A 19534-nucleotide genomic window follows, 5' to 3' on the forward strand; every position below is an offset into this window, starting at 1 on the left:
ATTTAAAAAAAGCCACTACTCCTTTAAATTTTTCAGATAGGCAATGCTCTGGCGAACCTGAACATCTTCGTGATTGCTTTCATCCTCAATAAAATAATGCTTGATACCTACTTTTTTGCCAGCCTTCAATACACCGGGCATGTCTACCTGACCTTTGCCCAGTACAACGTCGTTTTCGGGCGGTGTACCACCGCTGAGGTCACCTTTAATGCCCTTTTTGAGGTCTTTAAGGTGCATGAGTTTCCAGCGGCTGCCATATTTGTTCAATAACGCGACCGGGTCAGCACCGCCGTGCTGGGCCCATAAAATGTCCAGCTCAAAGGATACATACTGCGGGTTGGTGTTTTGAACAATGTAGTCGAAAAGGGTTCCGTTCTGATACGGACCGAACTCGTAGCCGTGGTTGTGGTAGCAAAACGTAAGGCCGTTGTCTTTCAGGGTCTTACCCACCCGGTTGAAATCGTCGACGGCTTTTTTTGCGTTCTCGATGGTGAAGTTGCTCTTTTCGTGCGGTATCCAGGCGACCATGACATAGGAAGCCCCCAGTTGTTTGGCGTTTTTGACGATGCTTTCCGGATCTTTCACAATCTGCTCATACCCGGCTCCAGTAGCAACCATCTTGATGCCCCGTTTATCCAGCATTTTTCGGTATTCTTCGGTTGTTACACCCTTTGGCGTGCCACCCTCCATTTCTGTAAAACCCAATGCCTTGATCGTGTCCAGCGTGGCCACTACATCTTTGGGGAAATAAGCCCGGTAGGTATAGGCCTCGACGCCTAAAGGAAAGGTATACAGCGGTTTACGCGATTGGGCAGAAACGCCGGTTACGGAAAGCGATAACCCAAGCAATAGGCCCAGGGGATAAGCGGATTTGAACATAACGTAAGGATTTAAGAATAGTAGATAAAGACTACCAATCGATACTACTACTGTTTTTTGCCTTCACAGTATGTCATAAAAACAACGTAGAGTTTGAACTGCGTTGTGCCACGGTTGCCGATGACGAGTTGATAACCGTGGTAAGGCATTGAGCCAAAGTCCTGCCACGAATCATCAGCAATTACTGCGTTGCCTTCTGCCGGATTTCCTGTAGTCGTTGTTTTAGCTGCTGTACCCGTGCGGGATATTGATTGGCTACGTTTCGTTTTTCACCCAGATCGGTGGCAAGATTATACAGTTGAGGCTGGGGATTATTTCCCAATTCAGTTGACGTGAATTTTTCAAAGGCTGGACCGTCGCTGGGATCAATGTATTTCCATGATCCCTGAACAATTGACAACGTTCCGGCATGTTCAACAATCTCGGCACGGCCGGTCGGATCGCGACCAAGTAGCGCATTTAGTTGATTTTCGGTGTCCGGAGCGTCAGTGTGATTGTACTGTTGTCCTAAAAGAGCGGCAAAATCGGCCAGAAAATCAATCTGGCTGATGGGAGCGTCTGATTGGCCGGGTTTCACCTTTCCCGGCCAGCGCACGAGCAACGGCACTCTCGTTCCGGCCTCAAAAGCGCTGTATTTTCCGCCCCGCAACGGCCCGGCGGGTCGGTGCCCACTCAGTTTTTGTACGGCCTGATCCTGATAGCCATCGTCTACAACCGGACCATTGTCGCTCGAAAGCAGTACCAGTGTATTGTTTGTCAGCTGTAAGCGATCGAGCGTTTTCAGGATTTCACCCACTTCCCAATCAAATTCGAGGAGGGCATCTCCGCGTGCCCCCAGCCCGCTTTTACCCACGAATCGAGGGTGCGGAACGCGCGGCACATGAATATCGTGGGTTGCGAAGTAAAGAAAGAATGGCTGGGCCGCCACTTTGTTTTTTTGAGTGCTCTCAATGAACTGAACCGCCTGTTTGGTGAATACATCAGCCATGTCCTCATCTTTCCACAGAGCCGATTTGCCACCCGTCATGTAGCCAATGCGACTAATGCCATTGACGATGGTCATGTCGTGGCCATGCGATGGTTTCATCTTTAGCTTATCCGGGTTCTCACGGCCCGTTGGCTCATCGCCAATCTTTTGCTTGTAATCGACCTGAATCGGGTCTTTGGGGTCAAGATTGACGACCCGATGATTTTCCACGTACACGCATGGCACCCGATCGCCGGTAGCAGCCATGATGTACGAGTGAGTAAATCCCACTTCCACCGGGCCGGGTTTAAGGTCACCATTCCAGTCTGGTCCTTCGGGGCCACCCAGGCCCAGATGCCATTTACCCACTGATGCAGTTTGATAGCCAGCAGCTTTGAACACGCCGGGCAACGTACTACGCCCCGGTTTGATAATAAGTGAGGCATTGCCGGGGGCAATGCCCGTGCCTTTTTGACGCCAGGCGTATTCACCCGTCAGGAGCGAATAGCGCGAGGGAGTACAGGTTGCCGAGGTTGCGTAGGCGTTCTTAAAGCGTAATCCCTGACTGGCCAGCCGGTCTACGTTTGGTGTTTTGACTTTGGTCGATCCATAACAGCTTAGGTCGCCATAACCAAGGTCGTCGGCGTAGATGAGGATAACATTTGGCCGTTGAGCTGTCTGACGCGCATCCGCTTTGGTAACCTGAGCGATTTCTGCCGTGCTGGATAGAGTCAGGGCAATTACAGTAATAGTGCGTAGCAGCACAGCCATGTTATTCATCGAATTAGCGCTAGACCAGAGATAAAAAAGGTAATTAAATGATCAGGGTATGCCATTATTTATAGCAAAGCTACCCGGACAATTTAATTACCTATACACAACTACAAAAGTTGTTACTTCGTTGATAGCTGACTGGTGGACGCTCTCACTGGTGACGATTGCTGTAGCTGAGTTGTTCCTTCATCCACGTTGACAATGTAGGCTCGTCCGCCCTCCCGTTCGATCGCTTCGGCTACCTGTTCAGCGTTATCAGGCGCATAGGCGAACATGCAACCGCCCCCGCCTGAGCCGTTAATCTTTCCGCCCAGCGCTCCGGCAGTCAGAGCAGCGTCGAGCATCCGGTCAATTTTGGGTGTCGAAATTCGCTGCGCATCGCGAAGATTGGCATGGTGGGCCGTCAGTAACTGCCCAAGCCGAACATCGTTGAGCGGTGCGGCCGATTGGTCGGACGACTGAATCAGGGCCAGGGCTTCCTGAAGGATATCACGATTCGAGAGTGTTCCTTTCAGAAGTATATAATCGTCTTTCGTTAGAAATTTTCGGTACTTTTTTACCTCATCGACATTGGCCGTATGTAATGAGAAAGCTGGATTAAGAACTGCTAATTGCTTCACAATCCGTAACATACCGTGTTTCACCCGTCCCAGTATTCGGATGGTATCTTTCGGCTCTCCCGAATCGCCCAGAACGAACGTTCCTAAAGTGGCACGGTAGGTTTTTAATCGAATAAACGGTTTCGATTCCAGATAAATGACACCACCAAGTGCCGTAGAGTAGTGGTCCATCATACCTCCCGGTTCGCCGAATTCCAGAACTTCGGCCATATAGGCAAGCTCTGCAAGCCGTTTGGGAAGAAGCACCTGAGGGTTATCGGCCAGTTGGCTCAGCACATTGAGCCAGGTAACCAGCAGGGCTGATGAGCTTGATGTACCCGCGTTAATCGGAATTTGCCCGCTGACTTCACCATCTATCCCCTGACTAAATTGAAACCCGGCGCGATGCAACACGTTGATGGCACTGCGGAAATAATCTCGATCATGCCGATAAGTCAGGGGTAGATCGGTCAGGCTAATTTGTTCCTGACCACCAATGTCGGGTAAGCGTAGTCGAACAATTGGCTGGTCGATGCGCTCGCCGGTTAAGTAAATTCGGCACGAAATAGCCGAGGCAATGACGGGAAGTCCCAAATAATCCTGGTGCTCACCATAGAGGCAGATTCGACCAGGCGTTGAGGCATATATGGATTGTTTATTCATTCACTAGGGAAAGCTAAGCGTATTCTGATCAACTAAAACGAAACAGATGAAGCGTTTAGGGAAGTACATTGGGCAGTGAGTGCAAATCGACCGCGGGTGGCTGACCCGTTGCCGGACGGCTGAGGGATTTGTTCAATGGAACAGGATTGGCGAAGAAACCACCATTCTGCAGGAAGAATTGGCCATTTTCGACCCCACCCGCATAGTCCAGTCGCTGCCTGTTTTTAGCGGTTGCGTCCCCGGTAAACGAAGCAGTTGCCAGTTCGATCCAGTTGCCAGTCGTACTCCTGACCCACTGATTCGTATAAAAAGCTTTTCGCCCGGTATACCCAACCTTATCGTTGAAATTTTCCAGAAAGGAGTAAAGCCCGGTCAGGTAGGTGGTTGTATTGGGCTTTTTCCAGGTTGCAATAAACTGCCAGTTCCCGACTTCCGGAGCGAAGAACCAGGACGAGAACAGGGTGTTTCCTGATCCATCCGGTACGCCATGAGTTAGAAATCTATATGAGGTTCCGGCTTTCCAGTTGTATTTCAGATAGCTCTGCCCGCCAGTTCCTTCACCGTCGAATCCATTGTCAGTGACGTTGGGGCCTTTTCGGACGAGTGTAGTCTTGCCTGTCGAAGGGTCCCAGACCGAAAACAGGATGCGTCGTTCGGTTGCGCTATTTACCTGAATACCAAAGTAACCACCCGAAAAACCATTGGCCATGTAATACGAGCCTATGTTGTCTTCGCCAGATGGAACCGTTATTTCGTTATAAAACCACTCCACCTCTGTAGCAGCCGGAGGGGTGTATTTGAGGTGAACGGAAGGCCCTCGTCGCGACCAGTAATAAGTAGCCGGATCATTGGCGAAAACGACGTTGGAAGTGGCTGCAGGGCCGGTGATGATCAGGTCGGAAATCTCACCATATGAATCGCCGGTTTTATTGACGCCCTGTAAATCGACCTTAACGTATCCGGCGGCAGGAACCGTGATCGATCCGATGGGTATCGTTTGAAAATCAGGCGCTGTCAGGCTGATCGTGAATGGTTTCCCATTGACCGAAACCTTGATCGTACTCGTTCCAGATGGCACTTTCGCCCGTATAGAAACTGCCATTTTTTCGGTTTTATCCAGGCGGAAATAAATGCTGGCCGTACTTCCTGGATTACGCCAATTGGTTAGGCCCTGAGCTGTAATAACCTCAGATCCACCCGAAACTGTCTGCGTGATGAATCCATTTCCGGCTAGTGGAATGGATAGCGTCGTATCGGCCAGATTAGACAAATGCAACGTTTTTCCCGCTGGAGAGGGCTCATTGGATGCGCAGGCTACCGACACTACGAAAGCATATAGAAACGTGACGATGCCAGATTGCATGGATGGTACGGGTTTAGGGTAGCGAATATGTACAGCAGCCAGCCATACGCTGGCTGCTGCAAACTTATAATGGATTCTGCTTCAGATTGCGATTCAGGGTAATCTCGGCTTCCGGGATCAGGTGGACAAGCTGCTTATCGTCGGGAGCAACCGTTTGCTGGCCGGTCTGGGTATTGTGATAGCCGGGGTAGTTGCGAACCAGATTCAGGTTGTTGCGGTATAAATCGTAGGGGCGGTGGCCTTCAAAAGCCAGTTCCAGCCGTCGCTCCTGCAACACCACGTCCAGTACAGTCGGCAATCCTTTCAGATCCGTAGCCGAGTAGAGGTCGGTTCCGTTCAATCCGGCCCGTTTGCGAATAAGGTTTACGTCTTCGATGGCTTTTGCCAGTTCACCCGTTTTGGCATACGCTTCGGCCCGGTTCAGATACATTTCCGACAGGCGAAGCAGGACTGGCGAACTCAGCGTAGGAATGCCACCCTGATTCGAAAACTTGGTGATATACACTTTATCGATCCCATTCCGTTTTTCCTGCAGGCCCTGTGCCGTCAGCTTACGAACCAGAAAAACCCGGCGCTGATCATTCGGATACTTGTTGACCAGATCCTGGTAGGCCTGGGACGCATATACTTCACCCCAGCCAACACCACCCGGCGAGGTATAATACATGGAGCCAATGGCACTAAAGCCCCGGTCATCTTTCAGCGTGTGCTTGATCGCCAGAATAATTTCCCGGTTTTGCTCATTCTCAACCGAATAGAAATCCGGTACCTGCGTTGGGGTAGAGAGCGTAAACCGACCATCGGCAATGACCTTATTCGCGTAGTTGATCGCATTCGCATTATCATTCATGTACAGTGATACCCGCGACAGTAACGCATAAGCCGAAGCGGCACTGGCGTAACTGTTCGTACGGACACTGGTCATGAGTTGGGCCGCTTTGGTCAGATCATTGATGACAAAGGTGTACACATCTTTCACCGTTGCCCGACTGGCATCGTCGTCGGCTTTGGTATCGGTTTTGATAATGACGCCAGGATTTGTTTCCGGACTCTGATTGTAAGGACGACCAAACAGCCGAACCAGGTCAAAATGGACCATAGCCCGCAGGAACAGGTTCTCACCCAAAAGCTGATCCAGCTCTTTTGATGTTCCTTCTTTAATGGCACCAATTACTTTGTTGCAACCCACAATAACCTGATAGCCTTTCCGGTAAATCTGGAGCGAATTGCCCTGATCTGACGTATGACGATACGTATAGGTCAAAAATAGCGGGTCAGTCGTAGTGCCGCTTAGCGTCAGGTTGTCACCCGGATACTCGTTCATAATGAACAGGTTACGAGTAAAGTCTGAATCTTTCAGGAAGGTATAATTGCCATCCGTGGCGGCCCGTAGCCCCTGGGCGTTCTGCAGAATAACTTCTTCAGAAAGGCCGTTGTAGGCAGTTTTGTCGATACTGCATCCGGACGCTAACAGTACGCATCCCAGCATCATAAAGCGTGAAAAAATAGGTATCATATTCAGAGAAAGATTAGAAGCTGAGTTGAACGCCAAAAACAAACTTTTTGCTGAAGGGGTATTTCGTGCCGACCTCGCCCGTTTCTGTCACGTCGGGGTCAATACCCGAAAATTTCGTGATCGTGAACAGGTTATCGCCCGATGCAGTCAGTCTGACGCCGGTAAGCCTGGCTTTTTTCACTAAAGCTGTCGGTAGATCGTAGCTCAGGCTGACGTTGCGCAAGCGGAGATAATTGCCATTTTCGAGAAAACGCGACGAAGGACGCTGGGCATTGTTGTTGCCGCCAATCACGTACTTCGGGTGTGTGGCAATATCACCTTGTTTTTCCCATCGGCTCCAGCCTTTCTGCAAAGCCATCAGGTTATAGCGGTCATACGCACCATCGTTGTCGAACAGGTTTCGGTCGCCATTATACAGCGTCGCCCCCGTCGAGTAGGTGAAGAACGCATTCAGCTCAAGACCTTTCCAGCTCAACACCTGCCGGATACCACCGAACAGTTTCGGGTTGGCGTTGCTACCGATAAACTGAATCGTCGCTTCGTTGTAATTACCCGTTGTCGTCGATGTGCCGTCGGCATTCACTTTTTCCCAGAGTGGTGAGCCAGTCTGCGGATCGACGCCCGCCCAGCGACGCATGTACCAACTGTTCAGGGGCTGGTCGATGGCGAACGGGCGCATGTTGTTCGCTACAAAGGTTCGGTCGCCGTAGAGGGCGGTAACCCGGTTGCGGTTCATGCCTGCGTTGAGTTCCGCCCGCCACTTCAGGGCCGAATTCTGAAGAATATCAGTGGATAAAACGACCTCAAGCCCCCGGTTCAATACGGCTCCAACGTTCTCTGTAATGGACGCATAGCCGCTGGTAGCCTGCAACGGACGATTGAAGAGCAGGTTGTCTGTCAGGCGGTTATACAGATCGACCGAGACTGACAGGCGACTCCATAATGTAGCGTCAACTCCGAAATTCGTATTGTTCGATACTTCCCAGGACAGGTTCGGATTTTCGATTCGGGTTGGATAAGCCGACGGTACGCCGGCATACTGGCCCGTGAGGTTATACAAGCCCTGTGACGCATAATCACTGATGCCATCGGCGTTACCGGTTGTACCGTAACTCAGCCGGAATTTCAGGTTATTCAACGTAGGATTGCTCCGCAGGAATGCTTCGTTGGAGGCCACCCAGGTCAGCCCAACAGCGTAGAAATTACCGTATTTGTGGTTGCGCCCAAATTTCGAGGAGCCGTCCCGTCGAAACGAAGTCGTTACAAGGTATTTCTCGTTATAGCCGTAATTCGCCTGAAACAGATACGATGAAAAAGCATTATCTGTTTTGGTACCATTGATGCTCTCGGCCTGCGATGTAGCGTCCAGGATATTGAGTCCCGAAAAAATCCCCTTGCCAGTAGCGCCCAGCGACTGATAGTAGTACGTCTGATACTCGTAACCCGCCAGCCCATCCAAACTATGGCCACCTGCGAAACTGTGGCGGAAGCGAAGCAGATTTGAGGTGAGCAATGTATTGCTGCGGTCGGTGTAGTTGGTCAGCCGCCCGAACACATCGGCAGCACTGTTACCCCGCAAATCCTGACTGGTTTCGCTGGCATAAATGGAAGTCTGCGCCCGGTTGGTTGTGGTTAGCGTGAGCCAGGGAAGCAGGTCGTATTCCGCTTTCAGGAGCAGATCGCCCGAAAGCGTGTTCTCCTTGAAGGTGCCATATTGCTGATTGTAGATGAAGTTGGCATTATCACGGCCATACCATGTTTTAGCCCCGGTAACCGGATTATAAGGCTGGCCATTCAGGTAAGGGTCGTCGTAGGGCAGGTAGGTGTAAGCGCCATAGAGCGAGCCACCGCTGTTATCGTATCCACGCGTGTAAGTTCCAGCCGTGTTCAGGCTAACGCGAAACTTTTCACTCACGTTATGGCTGAAATTGAGCCGTAGCCCAAAGCGATCCAATCCAGTTTCTTTCAAAATACCATCTTCCTGATAGTAGTTGCCGCTCAGAAAAAAACGGGATTTGTCGTTGCCTCCCGATGCACTTAGCTCGGCCAGTGTGTTGCTGGCGGGTCGAAACGCCTTATCGAACCAGTTGGTATTGGCGTTCTTTTCCGGTGTAGGCAGGTAATCATTGACATTGGCTGTTGGCCGGTCGCGCTGAAAAACCTGTTTCTGCAGTGAATACAACTGTTGACCGTCGAGTAATCGAAAGTTTCCCAGACTCAGATATCCGACCCCTTTATTTAATCGAGCCGTAACCTGCGTTCTGCCCGAAGCCCCCCGGCGCGTCGTAACAACGATAACTCCGTTTGAGGCCCGCGCTCCATACAGCGCTGTTGCCGAAGCATCTTTAAGCACCGTAATCGATTCAATGTCACTGGGGTTTGGAATGCCGCCAATAACACCATCCACTACATAAAGCGGATTTGAACTGGCCGTGAGGGTACCCACACCCCGAATCAGGATTTTGGGTGGAGTCCGTGGGTCGCCCGAGCTATTGCCAACGAATACGCCGGCTGCTTTCCCCTGTAACAACTGACCAACGTTGTTGGCCGTTACGTCCTTCAACTCCTTTGCCGATACGGCCTGAGCAGCCCCCGTCAGGGTTTTCTGCCGGGTGGAGGTGTAGCCTAACACGACGACTTCATCCAGCATGGTGTCGGCTTTTTTGAGCGTAATCTCGGCATTGGTGCGATTACCAACGGTCAGCGTTGTTCCCTGAAAACCAATCGAACTGATTTCCAGTACATCGGTTGCTGTAGCGCGAACCGAGAATGTACCCTGGGCATTGGTGGTTGTGCCCTGCGTTGTGCCACGAACCACGATGGTTGCTCCCGGTAATGGCTGACCGGTGTCGTCGCGAACCAGGCCAGTAAACGTCACTTGCTGCGCAAATCCGCTGATGCTTAGGCATAGCGTCAGTAGCAACGCTTTAACGAAAAGATTGCTCATGGTAGAATGTTTAAAGAAATGAGATAGGTAAGAGAACGAAGGGTAAATATGGTAGTGTTCACGGTATGGAGCCGTGAGAGCTAGAAGGTGTCGGGTTTTGGGGTGCCATAGCCCGGTAAAACCCGACACGAATCTGATTGGTTGATTATTGATTAATAGACCTCATTCAGGCCGAAAATAGGCTTATTGGTTTTCCACTTACCCCTGGTGAAATCAGGGATTTCCATGGGTTTGCTGCCTCCCGCAATGCTTTGTTCCGACAGGGGGCTGATGGCACTCCAGGCCGCAGCGTCGTAGACATCGATGGGTGGAGCGACCTGATTTTTGATAGATTCGATGAAGCCACGCAGCACAAAGAAATCGATGCCACCATGCCCGGAATTCTGTGCCGTTTGAGCGTGCTGTTTCCAGAGCGGATGGTCGTATTTTTCCTGATAAGTGTTAAACGACTCCCACTGGTGCGGTTTAGGACTAACGCCTTCTAGATAAATCGTATCGCCATCGTCCATCCATATCCCCTGCGTGCCCTGGGCCCGGAAACCCAGCGAATAAGGGCGGGGCGAGTTCGTATCATGAATAATGACAATATTCTCACCATTGGCGCACTCGACTACCGTTGTGACCACATCGCCCAGCTTGAAATTGACCTTTGCGTTCGGATGATCCGGCCCGCCTTTATCGACAACGTATTTATGCAATCCCCTTGATTTTGTGGCCGTTGAGGTCAGGTGCGTAAACCGATTACCTCGGTTAATATTGAGCCAGTGAGCAACTGGTCCGAGACCGTGGGTAGGGTAGAGGTCGCCATTCCGATCAACAGAATGCTGGGTGCGCCAATGCGCTTCCGAGAAACCTTTCGTGCCAAATTCAGCACCAATGCCCCCGATCGACTGGCCATCGTTGAATTTAATATTCCGCAGATCATGTTCATAACCGCAGTGGGCGTAGGTCATTTCACCGAACATACCCTGACGAACCATGTTGAGAATGGCCATTACATCGCGCCGGTAGCATACGTTTTCGAGCAGCATACAGTGAGAGCCGCTCTTTTCATAAGCATTGACCAGATCCCAGGATTCTTTCAGCGTAACCGTGGCCGATACTTCCAGACCAGCATATTTGCCCGCTTTCATGGTTGCAACAGCCATTGGTGTATGCCATTCCCAGGGCGTAGCAATCACAACACCATCAATGTCTTCACGTTTGAGCATCTGCAGGAACGCTTCGTCGCCGGTTGTGTAGGCAGGTGGTGTTTTACGGCCTGCTTTCTCGATCATGGCATTGGCTTTCGCGATAGACTTCGGATCAGTGTCGCAAATAGCCGTAATCTCTACATCTTCGCGGAATAATGCCTGCTGGAGATGGCTGCGCCCGCGAGCGCCAACACCGATGAACCCTAGTCGTACTTTTGATAAAGCAGGTAAGTGATTATTGGCTGAGGCTGATGTAAATAACGATGGAATAAGGGGAACGGCAGCGCTACTCAGAGCAGCAGTCCGCAGAAAAGAACGACGCGTAGTTGTCATTGTTGACACAGGTTTTATGAGAAGGGCAAGAGGCCAAATGGGGCTTTCTGTAGTGCCGAAAGGTTTAGGAAAATTAGTCCTTCAAAACGCCATAGTAAACAGGGGACGGCTCTATAATAGCGACAAAAATGGATTGGACGCGTGCGCAAACGATTGCCCTACCCTGTGCAAACGTTTGTCAAAAACAGAAGAAATTTTCGATTCCAGTGGATAAATAGCTATTTTGTAGAAGCGATTAATCCAACTGATGAAAGAAACAATTACAATCAAGGAAATTGCCCGTCGGTTACGTATCTCACCGTCTACTGTTTCGCGGGCTTTGCAGGATAATCCGCGTATTAGCCAGACAACCCGCGAGGCTGTTCGTGCTTTGGCAGGTGAGTTAAAGTATTTTCCGAGTACCACGGCCCGTAACCTGCGGAGTGGAAAGACGGGTGTTTTCGCGATGGTGCTGCCCGAAATCAGGGAGAATTTTTTCTCGGAAGTGGTCAACGGTGTCGAAGAACTGGCGTTTAGCCACCAGTATACCGTTGCCCTCTATCAATCGCATGATCTGTTCGAGCGGGAAAAGCAGATTCTGGCGGTGCTGGCGTCAAATCGGGTCGATGGGATCATGCTGTCGGTGGCGAAAGAGTCGCAGCAATTTCAGCACGTTCAGGATCTGATTGACCGGGGCATTCCCGTGGTTTTATTCGACCGGATTCCACCAAAAATTGAGGCTCATCAGGTGGGCTGTGATATTGAGAAAGGCGCTTATGACGCCACAAAGTGGTTAGCGCATCGTGGGTTTCGCCGGATTGCCCTACTGAATGGACCTCACCCCCTGGTGGCCAGTGAAGACCGGTATCGGGGCTATATCAAGGCGCTGGTCGAAGAGCAGTTGCCGGTCGAAAATGCACTGATCAAGCGGGTCGATCTGACCACTGAAGATATTACGGAGAAAATGACCCAATTGCTGATGTCGGCGAATCGGCCCGATGCGGTGCTGGCTTTTAACGATTATGTAGCCCTGGATGCGATGCAGGTTTGTAGAAGGCAGGGTTTGCGCATCAATGAAGATATTTCGTTCGTCAGTTTTGCCAACCTTCCACTCAATACCTATCTGGAGCACCCGCCATTGGCTTCCGTTGAGCAGCACCCCTATCAGATTGGACTGAAAGCGGCTGAAATTCTGCTGTCCATCACTGATCCTAAAACAGACGATCCTGACAAAGGCTTTCAGCGGGTTATGCTGGAACCGGAGTTGATCATTCGAAATGGGTAGTTGTGCCGTGGTTTCAATTTCCCTGGTAAATCGTCAAGGTAGCTTTCAAAACCCTCAAACCAACTCAATTGGCTGACCGACGAAATTATGGTAGCCATTTCGTTCGATTAATGAATGCTATTGTAGGGTCAACGTGTACACATTAAAACAAACTAGTCAATGAAAAAGAAAATGACTTTCATTCTGCTACTAATATTTTGGTCCAAATCCTTTAGTGTTGCTGGCCAGGGTAATTTTGATAAACGTGTACTTAAAGGCTCGATAGAATCATATTCGGTGTCGATCAGTGGAACGGACATTATTGTTAAAAATCAGAAAAACAAGTTAACAAGAACAACTCCTAATTATAATATTGAAAAGGTTTCAACATCTGGTATAGATGCTAACAAAGTTTATACGGATATAATGGATAATTTAAGGACAGCTTTAAGTAGTAAACAGAAGTCACTGTTCAAAGCAGGAAAAAATATATTAGTAAGTTTTGAAATTAATAATCAGGGAAAAATAGAAGAGCCTGTTTTTTTTCTGTCAAAAGATTCACCATTGACAATAGCTGAGATTGAAAATATAGAAAAGATAATCAAAAAAACTAGAATGAACTTCAAAAATCCTGATCAATATTCATCAATTAATTTTATACCATGGAATATTGTACTAAGAAGTAAAGACTTATAAAAGAGGAGACTACGGCACTATTATGAGGCTTTAGGTTTCTCTTCAAACACCAAGGCCTTTGCAGGTATAAGCAAGTCTGTTACTGAAATTAGGTGAGATCAACTCTAAATAATGACACATTAGATGATTCACTGATAAAGAGGTCAAACGCGCTTGTCAGGCTTCGAGTCGGCTGCGAAAACTCAGTGAATTTGCCTCTTAAACGTAAACTTAACGTGATTAGAATCGAAAAAAGTCAGTAAAAAACTTAATAAAAAACGGTCTACCACAAAAAAGAAGCAAGCCATGACTGGCATGCTTCTTTTTTATGCTTTTTACCCAAAATACGCCAGCTTTTCAATTTATTGCCAGAACTCTACCCTTCAAGCGGCCATGTATATTACCGAATATTCGTGATTCAAAATTGAAAAACTCACGCTACAAAAAGCGGTTCAATACGAAGTAATGAGTTTGCGGACAGAATAAATGGTTAATGCAATCGGGGCTTTCACTAGCGTCGCATTAACCTAGTTCTGGTTGCTCGGCCGAAATAACACCCAGTTCCTGACCTACTTTGGTAAAAGCAGCTACGGCCTGTTGCAGATGCGCTGGCTCGTGACCTGCCGAAATCTGTACCCGAATCCGGGCTTTCCCGTTTGGCACAACTGGATAGAAGAAGCCAATGACGTAAATGCCTTCCTGAAGGAGTCGGGCGGCAAACTCCTGCGCCAGTGGCGCATCGTAGAGCATGATCGGGACAATGGGATGCTCGCCGGGCAGAATGTCAAATCCGGCAGCGGTCATGGCTTCCCGGAAATAACGGGTGTTGTTTTCCAACTTGTCACGAAGGGCGGTAGAACCTTCCAGAATGTCCAGCACTTTGAGCGATGCGCCAACTATGGATGGGGCTAACGTATTCGAAAACAGGTACGGACGCGACCGCTGGCGCAGCAGCTCAACAATTTCTTTGCGAGCCGCCGTGAACCCACCCGATGCGCCACCAAGCGCTTTGCCGTAGGTGCCGGTAATGATGTCGATACGGCCCAGCACATTTCGGTACTCCGGTGTACCACGGCCCGTTTTGCCCATAAAACCGCTGGCATGGCATTCATCAACCATGACCATCGCACCATATTGATCGGCCAGATCGCAGATTTTATCCAGTTGGGCGATGGTGCCGTCCATGGAGAAAACCCCATCCGTAACGATCAACGTACGGCGTGATGTTGAAGCGGCTTTCAACTGGGTTTCCAGGTCGGCCATGTCGTTGTGTTTGTAGCGGAATCGTTTCGCCTTACACAACCGAATGCCATCAATGATGGACGCGTGGTTAAGCTCATCCGAAATGATCGCGTCTTCTTCGCCTAGCAACGGCTCGAACACGCCACCGTTTGCATCGAAGGCAGCAGCGTATAGAATGCTGTCTTCAGCCCCGACAAACTCAGCAGTTCGGCGTTCCAGTTCTTTATGGATATCCTGCGTTCCGCAGATGAACCGCACCGACGACATACCGAATCCGTGACTGTCCAGGGTGTCATGAGCAGCCGCCACTACATCCGGGTGAGACGATAGGCCAAGGTAATTATTGGCACAGAAGTTTAAAGCCTCCCGACCGTCGTGAATGGCAATAACGGCCGATTGGGGCGATACAATGATACGTTCGGACTTATAGAGACCGGCTTCTTTAATCGCGTTTAGTTCTTGCTGAAGTTGTTCTTTGATCGTTCCGTACATGGTGTTTATTGGACTGAGACAAGCGGCCGGTAAACCGTTGTCAGGTTAGCAATCATTTCCTGCGTCATTCGGGCCAGATCGAAGGCGGGTTTCCAGCCCCAATCATGCCGGGCAACTGAATCATCGATAGTTTTTGGCCAGGATTCAGCAATTGCCTGCCGGAAATCCGGCTTGTAATATGTTACAAAATCCGGAAAATATACCTGAATAGCTGCCGTTAGTTCGGCGGGCGTAAAACTCATACCCGCCAGATTGTATGAGGTCCGGACGCTGATTTTCGATTCGGGAGCGTCCATCAATTCAAGCGTAGCGCGCAGGGCATCATCCATGTAAATCATCGGCAGCAATGTATCTTCTGCCAGAAAGCATTCAAAATCATGCCCCTGAACAGCCTCATGAAAAATCGATACCGCATAATCCGTAGTGCCGCCACCGGGCATAGACTGGTAGCTGATCACACCCGGATAGCGGATGGATCGAACATCCAGGCCATACCGTTTATGGTAGTATAGCGACCAGTTTTCGGCCGCTACTTTACTAATCCCGTAAACAGTAGCCGGGTCCAGAAATGCCGTTTGGGGAGTCTCATACTTGGGTGCGTGTTCGCCAAAAGCAGCAATCGAGCTGGGTATGAACAGTTTTCTGATTTTATGCAGCCGGGCAACTTCCAGTACATTTAACACGGTTTGCATATTCAGATTCCAGGCCCAGAGCGGGTCGCTTTCACCCTTTGCCGACAGTACAGCAGCCAGGTGGTAGATTTGCGTAACCCGATGCCGACGAACAACCTCGGTCAACGCATCGGGTTTGGTGGCATCCAGCAATTCAAAAATCCCCTGGTCTGATTCTGGTTTTCGCAAGTCGGCAGCAATGACATTGTTGACACCGAATCGGTTTTGTAATTGCGGGAGCAGGGCTGTTCCGATCTGCCCGTTTGCACCGATAACTAAAATGGTTTCTCGTTTCATTGTCTGTCAATAGAAACTTTGGAAACAGATGAAGTGAAGTTCAGCTAATCAATGATTTCAGTATTGATTATTTCTGGCACAAAGTTAAGTTTGCAGATAATAAATAGATCAAAAGATTATCAAACAGTGAATATTGTTCCTTTGAACCCTATTTGAAGATAAAATTTCTAAATACGTTTTGAGCCGGAAAGGCTTGGAGAAAAATTTTCGGCATGGAATTAATCGACGAAATCGATAAGAAGCTGTTACGATTGCTTCAGCAGGATGCGAAGTTAACGACGAAGGAACTAGCCGCTCAATCAGGGCTGACGCTGTCGCCGGTTTATGAACGAATCAAACGTCTGGAAGAACTTGGCTTCATCAAGCAATACGTTGCGGTGTTGAATAAGAGCCTGCTGGGGCAACCCATTACGACGTTCTGCCAGGTATCTATGCGCTACCATGACAAAGCGTTTATTGATAAGTTTGAAGAAGAAATACAGAAGCTGGAAGAGGTACAGGAATGCTATCACATGGCCGGACAGGTTGATTTCCTGCTTAAAATACATGTCGGTAGCCTCAATGAATACCATGATTTTGTGAAGTATAAACTTTCTCAGATTGAGAACATTGGCGTGCTCAACAGCACGTTTGTTCTAAAGGAAATCAAGCATAATCTGGGTTATTACATTCCATAGTGATCGCTGTTTCCCCAAAAACTGGAAAGAAAAATTAATTGTTAATGCGGGGCAGGGCCCAGCCTTTGCGGATGGCAGTCAGACGAACCAGCGTGATGACGCCCGCTGAAACGATAAAGTTTAGGTTGGGGTCGAGGTTCAGAGACCAGCCAATCTGGTACAGAACGGCACCCGCCAGACAGGCCGTTGCGTAGAGTTGCCGATCAAAAATCAGCGGTAAGTCATTGACCAGTGTGTCCCGGATCACCCCACCGAAAAGGGCAGAAATGACACCCAGTAACATGGCTGCCCAGTTATTTACGCCTGCATTCAGGGCTTTTTGCATGCCCAGAATGGTATAGATGCCAATGCCGATGGTATCGAAAATCAAGAGGGGTCGGCGAAGCGTTCCCAACCACCACCGGCGGCATAATACCGCAATGATAACGCTTACAATAATGACAATCAGGTAGTTTGGGTCGCGTATCCAGGCAATGGGGTGAGCTCCCATAATGATGTCTCGCAGCGTGCCACCTCCAATGGCCGTCAGGAATCCAATAAAAAATATACCGAATAGGTCGTGATACATTTTTTTGCTCAATGCCGATAGTGCACCAGAGATCGCAAATACGCTCGTGCCCACTAAATCGGTCAGGTACCAGATGGTCATTGAAAAAGCAATCAGTTTGAACTACTTTTTGGGAGATTTCCCAAAGGTACGCGATCCGCCTTATCGAACTGCTGGCCGAAGTGACGATGCCCGGACAATCAACTGGGTTTCCATCACTTTCGTTTCTCTGGGCACGACTGTGTCTTCGGTAGCGTCTAGTTGTTTCAGTAATAGCCGTACCGTTTCAGCACCCATATCCTGTATGGGCTGACTGACACTGCTCAGGGCTGGCGAGAAAAAAGCGGAAACCGGTTCATTGTTGAAACTCACCACCGCTACATCCTGAGGAATGCGCAACCCTTTTTGATTCATGGCATACATAGCCGGATAAGCCACCCGGTCGCTGATCATAACCACACCGTCGGGAGGTTGGGGGAGACTCATCAGCGTCAGCGTTTGCATGATGGTGTTTTCCTGTGTATAATCGCAATGAACCACATACTGATCGCCGATGCTGAGGCCATGTTTGGCCAGGGCTTCCCGGTAACCGGCTACCCGCTGATTGCTGAGCAGTAGTTGTGAAGGACCAGCCAGAAAGCCGATTCGCTGACAGCCATTTTCGATTAAATGTTCGGTAGCTTTAAAGGCGGCTGCCTGATTATCAACAATTACTTTAGAAACATCGATGCTTTCGGCATAACGGTCAAATAACACCAGCGGAATGTTCTTACGGGCCAGTCGTTCGACATGCTCATAATTGTCGGTATCCCGTGAGAGCGAAATAATAAAGCCTTCAACCTGACTCCGCATCAAGTTCTGAATATTGGTGATTTCACGCAGATAGGACTCGTTTGTCTGGCATACCAACACGCTATAGCCAGCCTGAAGGGCCGATTCTTCAATGCTATTGAGCATTGCCGAAAAGTAATAATAGCTCAGGTTCGGTACAATCACACCGATGGTCCGGGTTCGGCTTTTGGCCAGATTCTTCGCTAACTGATTAGGCTGGTAGTCCAGTTCTTCGGCAAGCCGTACTATAGCACTTCGGGTATCGGGATGAATTTCGGGCATTCCACGTAAGGCACGCGAAACGGTCGAAATTGAAATGTTAAGCGAACGGGCAATGTCTTTGATTGTTACGGGTGTATTTTTCACAGCACTGGGATCAATTCGTAAAAATATAACTTTTAAAGGAAATCAATGGAGGTGCTTTCACCTACTGCCTATCGCTGGATAAAATCGATTATCAAGTATAAATAAAAATATTTAATGTTTTTAAGATCCAATACCACTATGCAAGCGTTACCGCAAGCGTTTGCGGTAACGCTTGCACCAAAAAAGCGATTTATTGCAGGGGCAACCCCTTTTATTTTTGTATTAACCCTGTATATTAGTGTAAAATACCCAGTAAACGCATCTAAAGCGGATACAGAAAAGCCATTAATAAATTACATAGGCTGGTTGGGAGAATTGTACTTTACAGAGGACGTTAACAGGTGTACTACTGTTGTTAAAAACAGATAGTGCCAGAAATAGGTCTGAGTCAGTTTAAATGTGTCGAGATAACACAAAATACGTTTTACTCTTTTTGTAACTTACTGGTATGGCTACGTCCACGATGATTCCTACTGATGAAGTGCTAATGGCACAACTCTGGGTTCGCTTCAAGGCCGGGGATGAAAAAGCGTTTGACCAATTGGCCCGTGCCCGATACCGGGTCTTGTTCAATTATGCCACCCGTTTCACTAAAGATCGGGATCTGATCAAGGATTGCCTCCAGGATTTATTCATGGAACTATGGAATCGACGCAAAGCCGTTGTCGAAACGCCTTATGTAACGATATACCTTATTAAAGCGTTGCGAAATAATCTGATCCGTAAGCTACGTCGGGAGCAGGGATGGCGGGCTGCTACTGAAGAAGGCATCGAGCCTGAAACCGTGATTACTGACGGTCTGACCGCCGAAGCTGAATGGATTGCCGAAGAAGCTATGACTGAAACGGAGCAGAGCTTACGGCAAGCTGTTGGGCAGTTACCTAAGCGGCAGCAGGAGGTCGTTTTTCTGAAGTTTTACGAAGGGCTTTCAAACGACGATATCGCGCAGGTGATGGACGTTGAAAAACAAACGGTCGCTAATTTTCTGTACCGCGCCATGACGCAACTGCGCAATTACCTGCCTGCCCGTATTTTTTCCTGATCCTCAATCAAGCGAGCTAATTTCCAGCCCTGATACGCTTCTTTGCTACCAGCAAATAGCGTATCAGGGCTAGTCATTTTTAAGGAAACCTCCCTGATTCCTGTCAAATTCATTGTTCAGTGGTATTTCCCAACTAATTCACAAAAAATTTCATTCGGAAAGGGTATCGCATTCGTGTAGCGGTCTATTTCATTATAAAAAGGAGGAAACTGTCAGA

16 protein-coding genes are annotated in these 19534 nt (G+C 49.0%); 5 read left to right on the forward strand and 11 right to left on the reverse strand.

Going from position 1 to position 19534, the window contains the following annotated elements:
- Positions 1-15 precede the first annotated feature (15 nt).
- The 7 genes from GJR95_RS00060 to GJR95_RS00090 form a co-directional block, all read right to left on the reverse strand.
- Positions 16-879: a sugar phosphate isomerase/epimerase family protein gene (locus GJR95_RS00060; protein WP_162383942.1), complete on the reverse strand. Its 864-nt coding sequence runs from the start codon at positions 877-879 to the stop codon at positions 16-18.
- A gap of 181 nt (positions 880-1060) precedes the next feature.
- Entirely contained in the window at positions 1061-2626 is a 1566-nt protein-coding gene (locus tag GJR95_RS00065) for a sulfatase family protein (RefSeq protein WP_162383943.1), read from the reverse strand.
- 113 nt (positions 2627-2739) lie between these two features.
- On the reverse strand, positions 2740-3882 hold the full coding sequence (locus GJR95_RS00070) for a GHMP family kinase ATP-binding protein (protein WP_162383944.1): 1143 nt from the start codon (positions 3880-3882) through the stop codon (positions 2740-2742).
- Positions 3883-3937: 55 nt separating this feature from the next.
- On the reverse strand, positions 3938-5245 hold the full coding sequence (locus tag GJR95_RS00075) for a DUF3472 domain-containing protein (protein WP_162383945.1): 1308 nt from the start codon (positions 5243-5245) through the stop codon (positions 3938-3940).
- A gap of 64 nt (positions 5246-5309) precedes the next feature.
- A complete protein-coding gene (locus tag GJR95_RS00080) occupies positions 5310-6761 on the reverse strand; it encodes a RagB/SusD family nutrient uptake outer membrane protein (protein ID WP_162383946.1) in 1452 nt (483 codons plus the stop codon).
- A 13-nt stretch (positions 6762-6774) separates the two neighbouring features.
- The gene (locus tag GJR95_RS00085) at positions 6775-9708 is read right to left on the reverse strand and encodes a SusC/RagA family TonB-linked outer membrane protein (protein WP_162383947.1); all 2934 of its coding nucleotides are present in this window, start codon (positions 9706-9708) and stop codon (positions 6775-6777) included.
- 152 nt (positions 9709-9860) lie between these two features.
- Complete coding sequence (locus GJR95_RS00090; RefSeq protein WP_162383948.1) at positions 9861-11234, reverse strand: Gfo/Idh/MocA family protein; 1374 nt, start codon at positions 11232-11234, stop codon at positions 9861-9863.
- Between the two features lie 247 nt (positions 11235-11481).
- Between GJR95_RS00090 and GJR95_RS00095 the strand changes: the two genes are divergently transcribed.
- Positions 11482-12498: a LacI family DNA-binding transcriptional regulator gene (locus tag GJR95_RS00095; protein WP_162383949.1), complete on the forward strand. Its 1017-nt coding sequence runs from the start codon at positions 11482-11484 to the stop codon at positions 12496-12498.
- Positions 12499-12657: 159 nt separating this feature from the next.
- On the forward strand, positions 12658-13173 hold the full coding sequence (locus GJR95_RS00100; protein WP_162383950.1) for a hypothetical protein: 516 nt from the start codon (positions 12658-12660) through the stop codon (positions 13171-13173).
- A gap of 501 nt (positions 13174-13674) precedes the next feature.
- On the opposite strand, the gene kbl is transcribed toward GJR95_RS00100, so the two are convergent.
- Positions 13675-14886 carry a glycine C-acetyltransferase gene (kbl, locus tag GJR95_RS00105; RefSeq protein WP_162383951.1) on the reverse strand — a complete coding sequence of 404 codons (1212 nt, stop codon included), beginning with the start codon at positions 14884-14886 and terminating at the stop codon, positions 13675-13677.
- 5 nt (positions 14887-14891) lie between these two features.
- The gene (locus GJR95_RS00110) at positions 14892-15854 is read right to left on the reverse strand and encodes an NAD-dependent epimerase/dehydratase family protein (protein WP_162383952.1); all 963 of its coding nucleotides are present in this window, start codon (positions 15852-15854) and stop codon (positions 14892-14894) included.
- A gap of 212 nt (positions 15855-16066) precedes the next feature.
- Between GJR95_RS00110 and GJR95_RS00115 the strand changes: the two genes are divergently transcribed.
- Positions 16067-16531, forward strand: a complete 465-nt coding sequence (locus GJR95_RS00115) for an Lrp/AsnC family transcriptional regulator (protein WP_162383953.1) — start codon at positions 16067-16069, stop codon at positions 16529-16531.
- A gap of 34 nt (positions 16532-16565) precedes the next feature.
- On the opposite strand, the gene GJR95_RS00120 is transcribed toward GJR95_RS00115, so the two are convergent.
- Positions 16566-17180: a trimeric intracellular cation channel family protein gene (locus GJR95_RS00120; RefSeq protein WP_162383954.1), complete on the reverse strand. Its 615-nt coding sequence runs from the start codon at positions 17178-17180 to the stop codon at positions 16566-16568.
- Positions 17181-17240: 60 nt separating this feature from the next.
- A complete protein-coding gene (locus GJR95_RS00125) occupies positions 17241-18275 on the reverse strand; it encodes a LacI family DNA-binding transcriptional regulator (RefSeq protein WP_162383955.1) in 1035 nt (344 codons plus the stop codon).
- 138 nt (positions 18276-18413) lie between these two features.
- On the opposite strand from GJR95_RS00125, the gene GJR95_RS00130 reads away from it, so the two are divergent.
- Entirely contained in the window at positions 18414-18644 is a 231-nt protein-coding gene (locus GJR95_RS00130) for a hypothetical protein (protein ID WP_162383956.1), read from the forward strand.
- 79 nt (positions 18645-18723) lie between these two features.
- Positions 18724-19317, forward strand: a complete 594-nt coding sequence (locus GJR95_RS00135; protein WP_162383957.1) for an RNA polymerase sigma factor — start codon at positions 18724-18726, stop codon at positions 19315-19317.
- Positions 19318-19534: the final 217 nt, after the last annotated feature.

The organism is Spirosoma endbachense (assembly GCF_010233585.1).
Lineage (GTDB): Bacteria > Bacteroidota > Bacteroidia > Cytophagales > Spirosomataceae > Spirosoma > Spirosoma endbachense.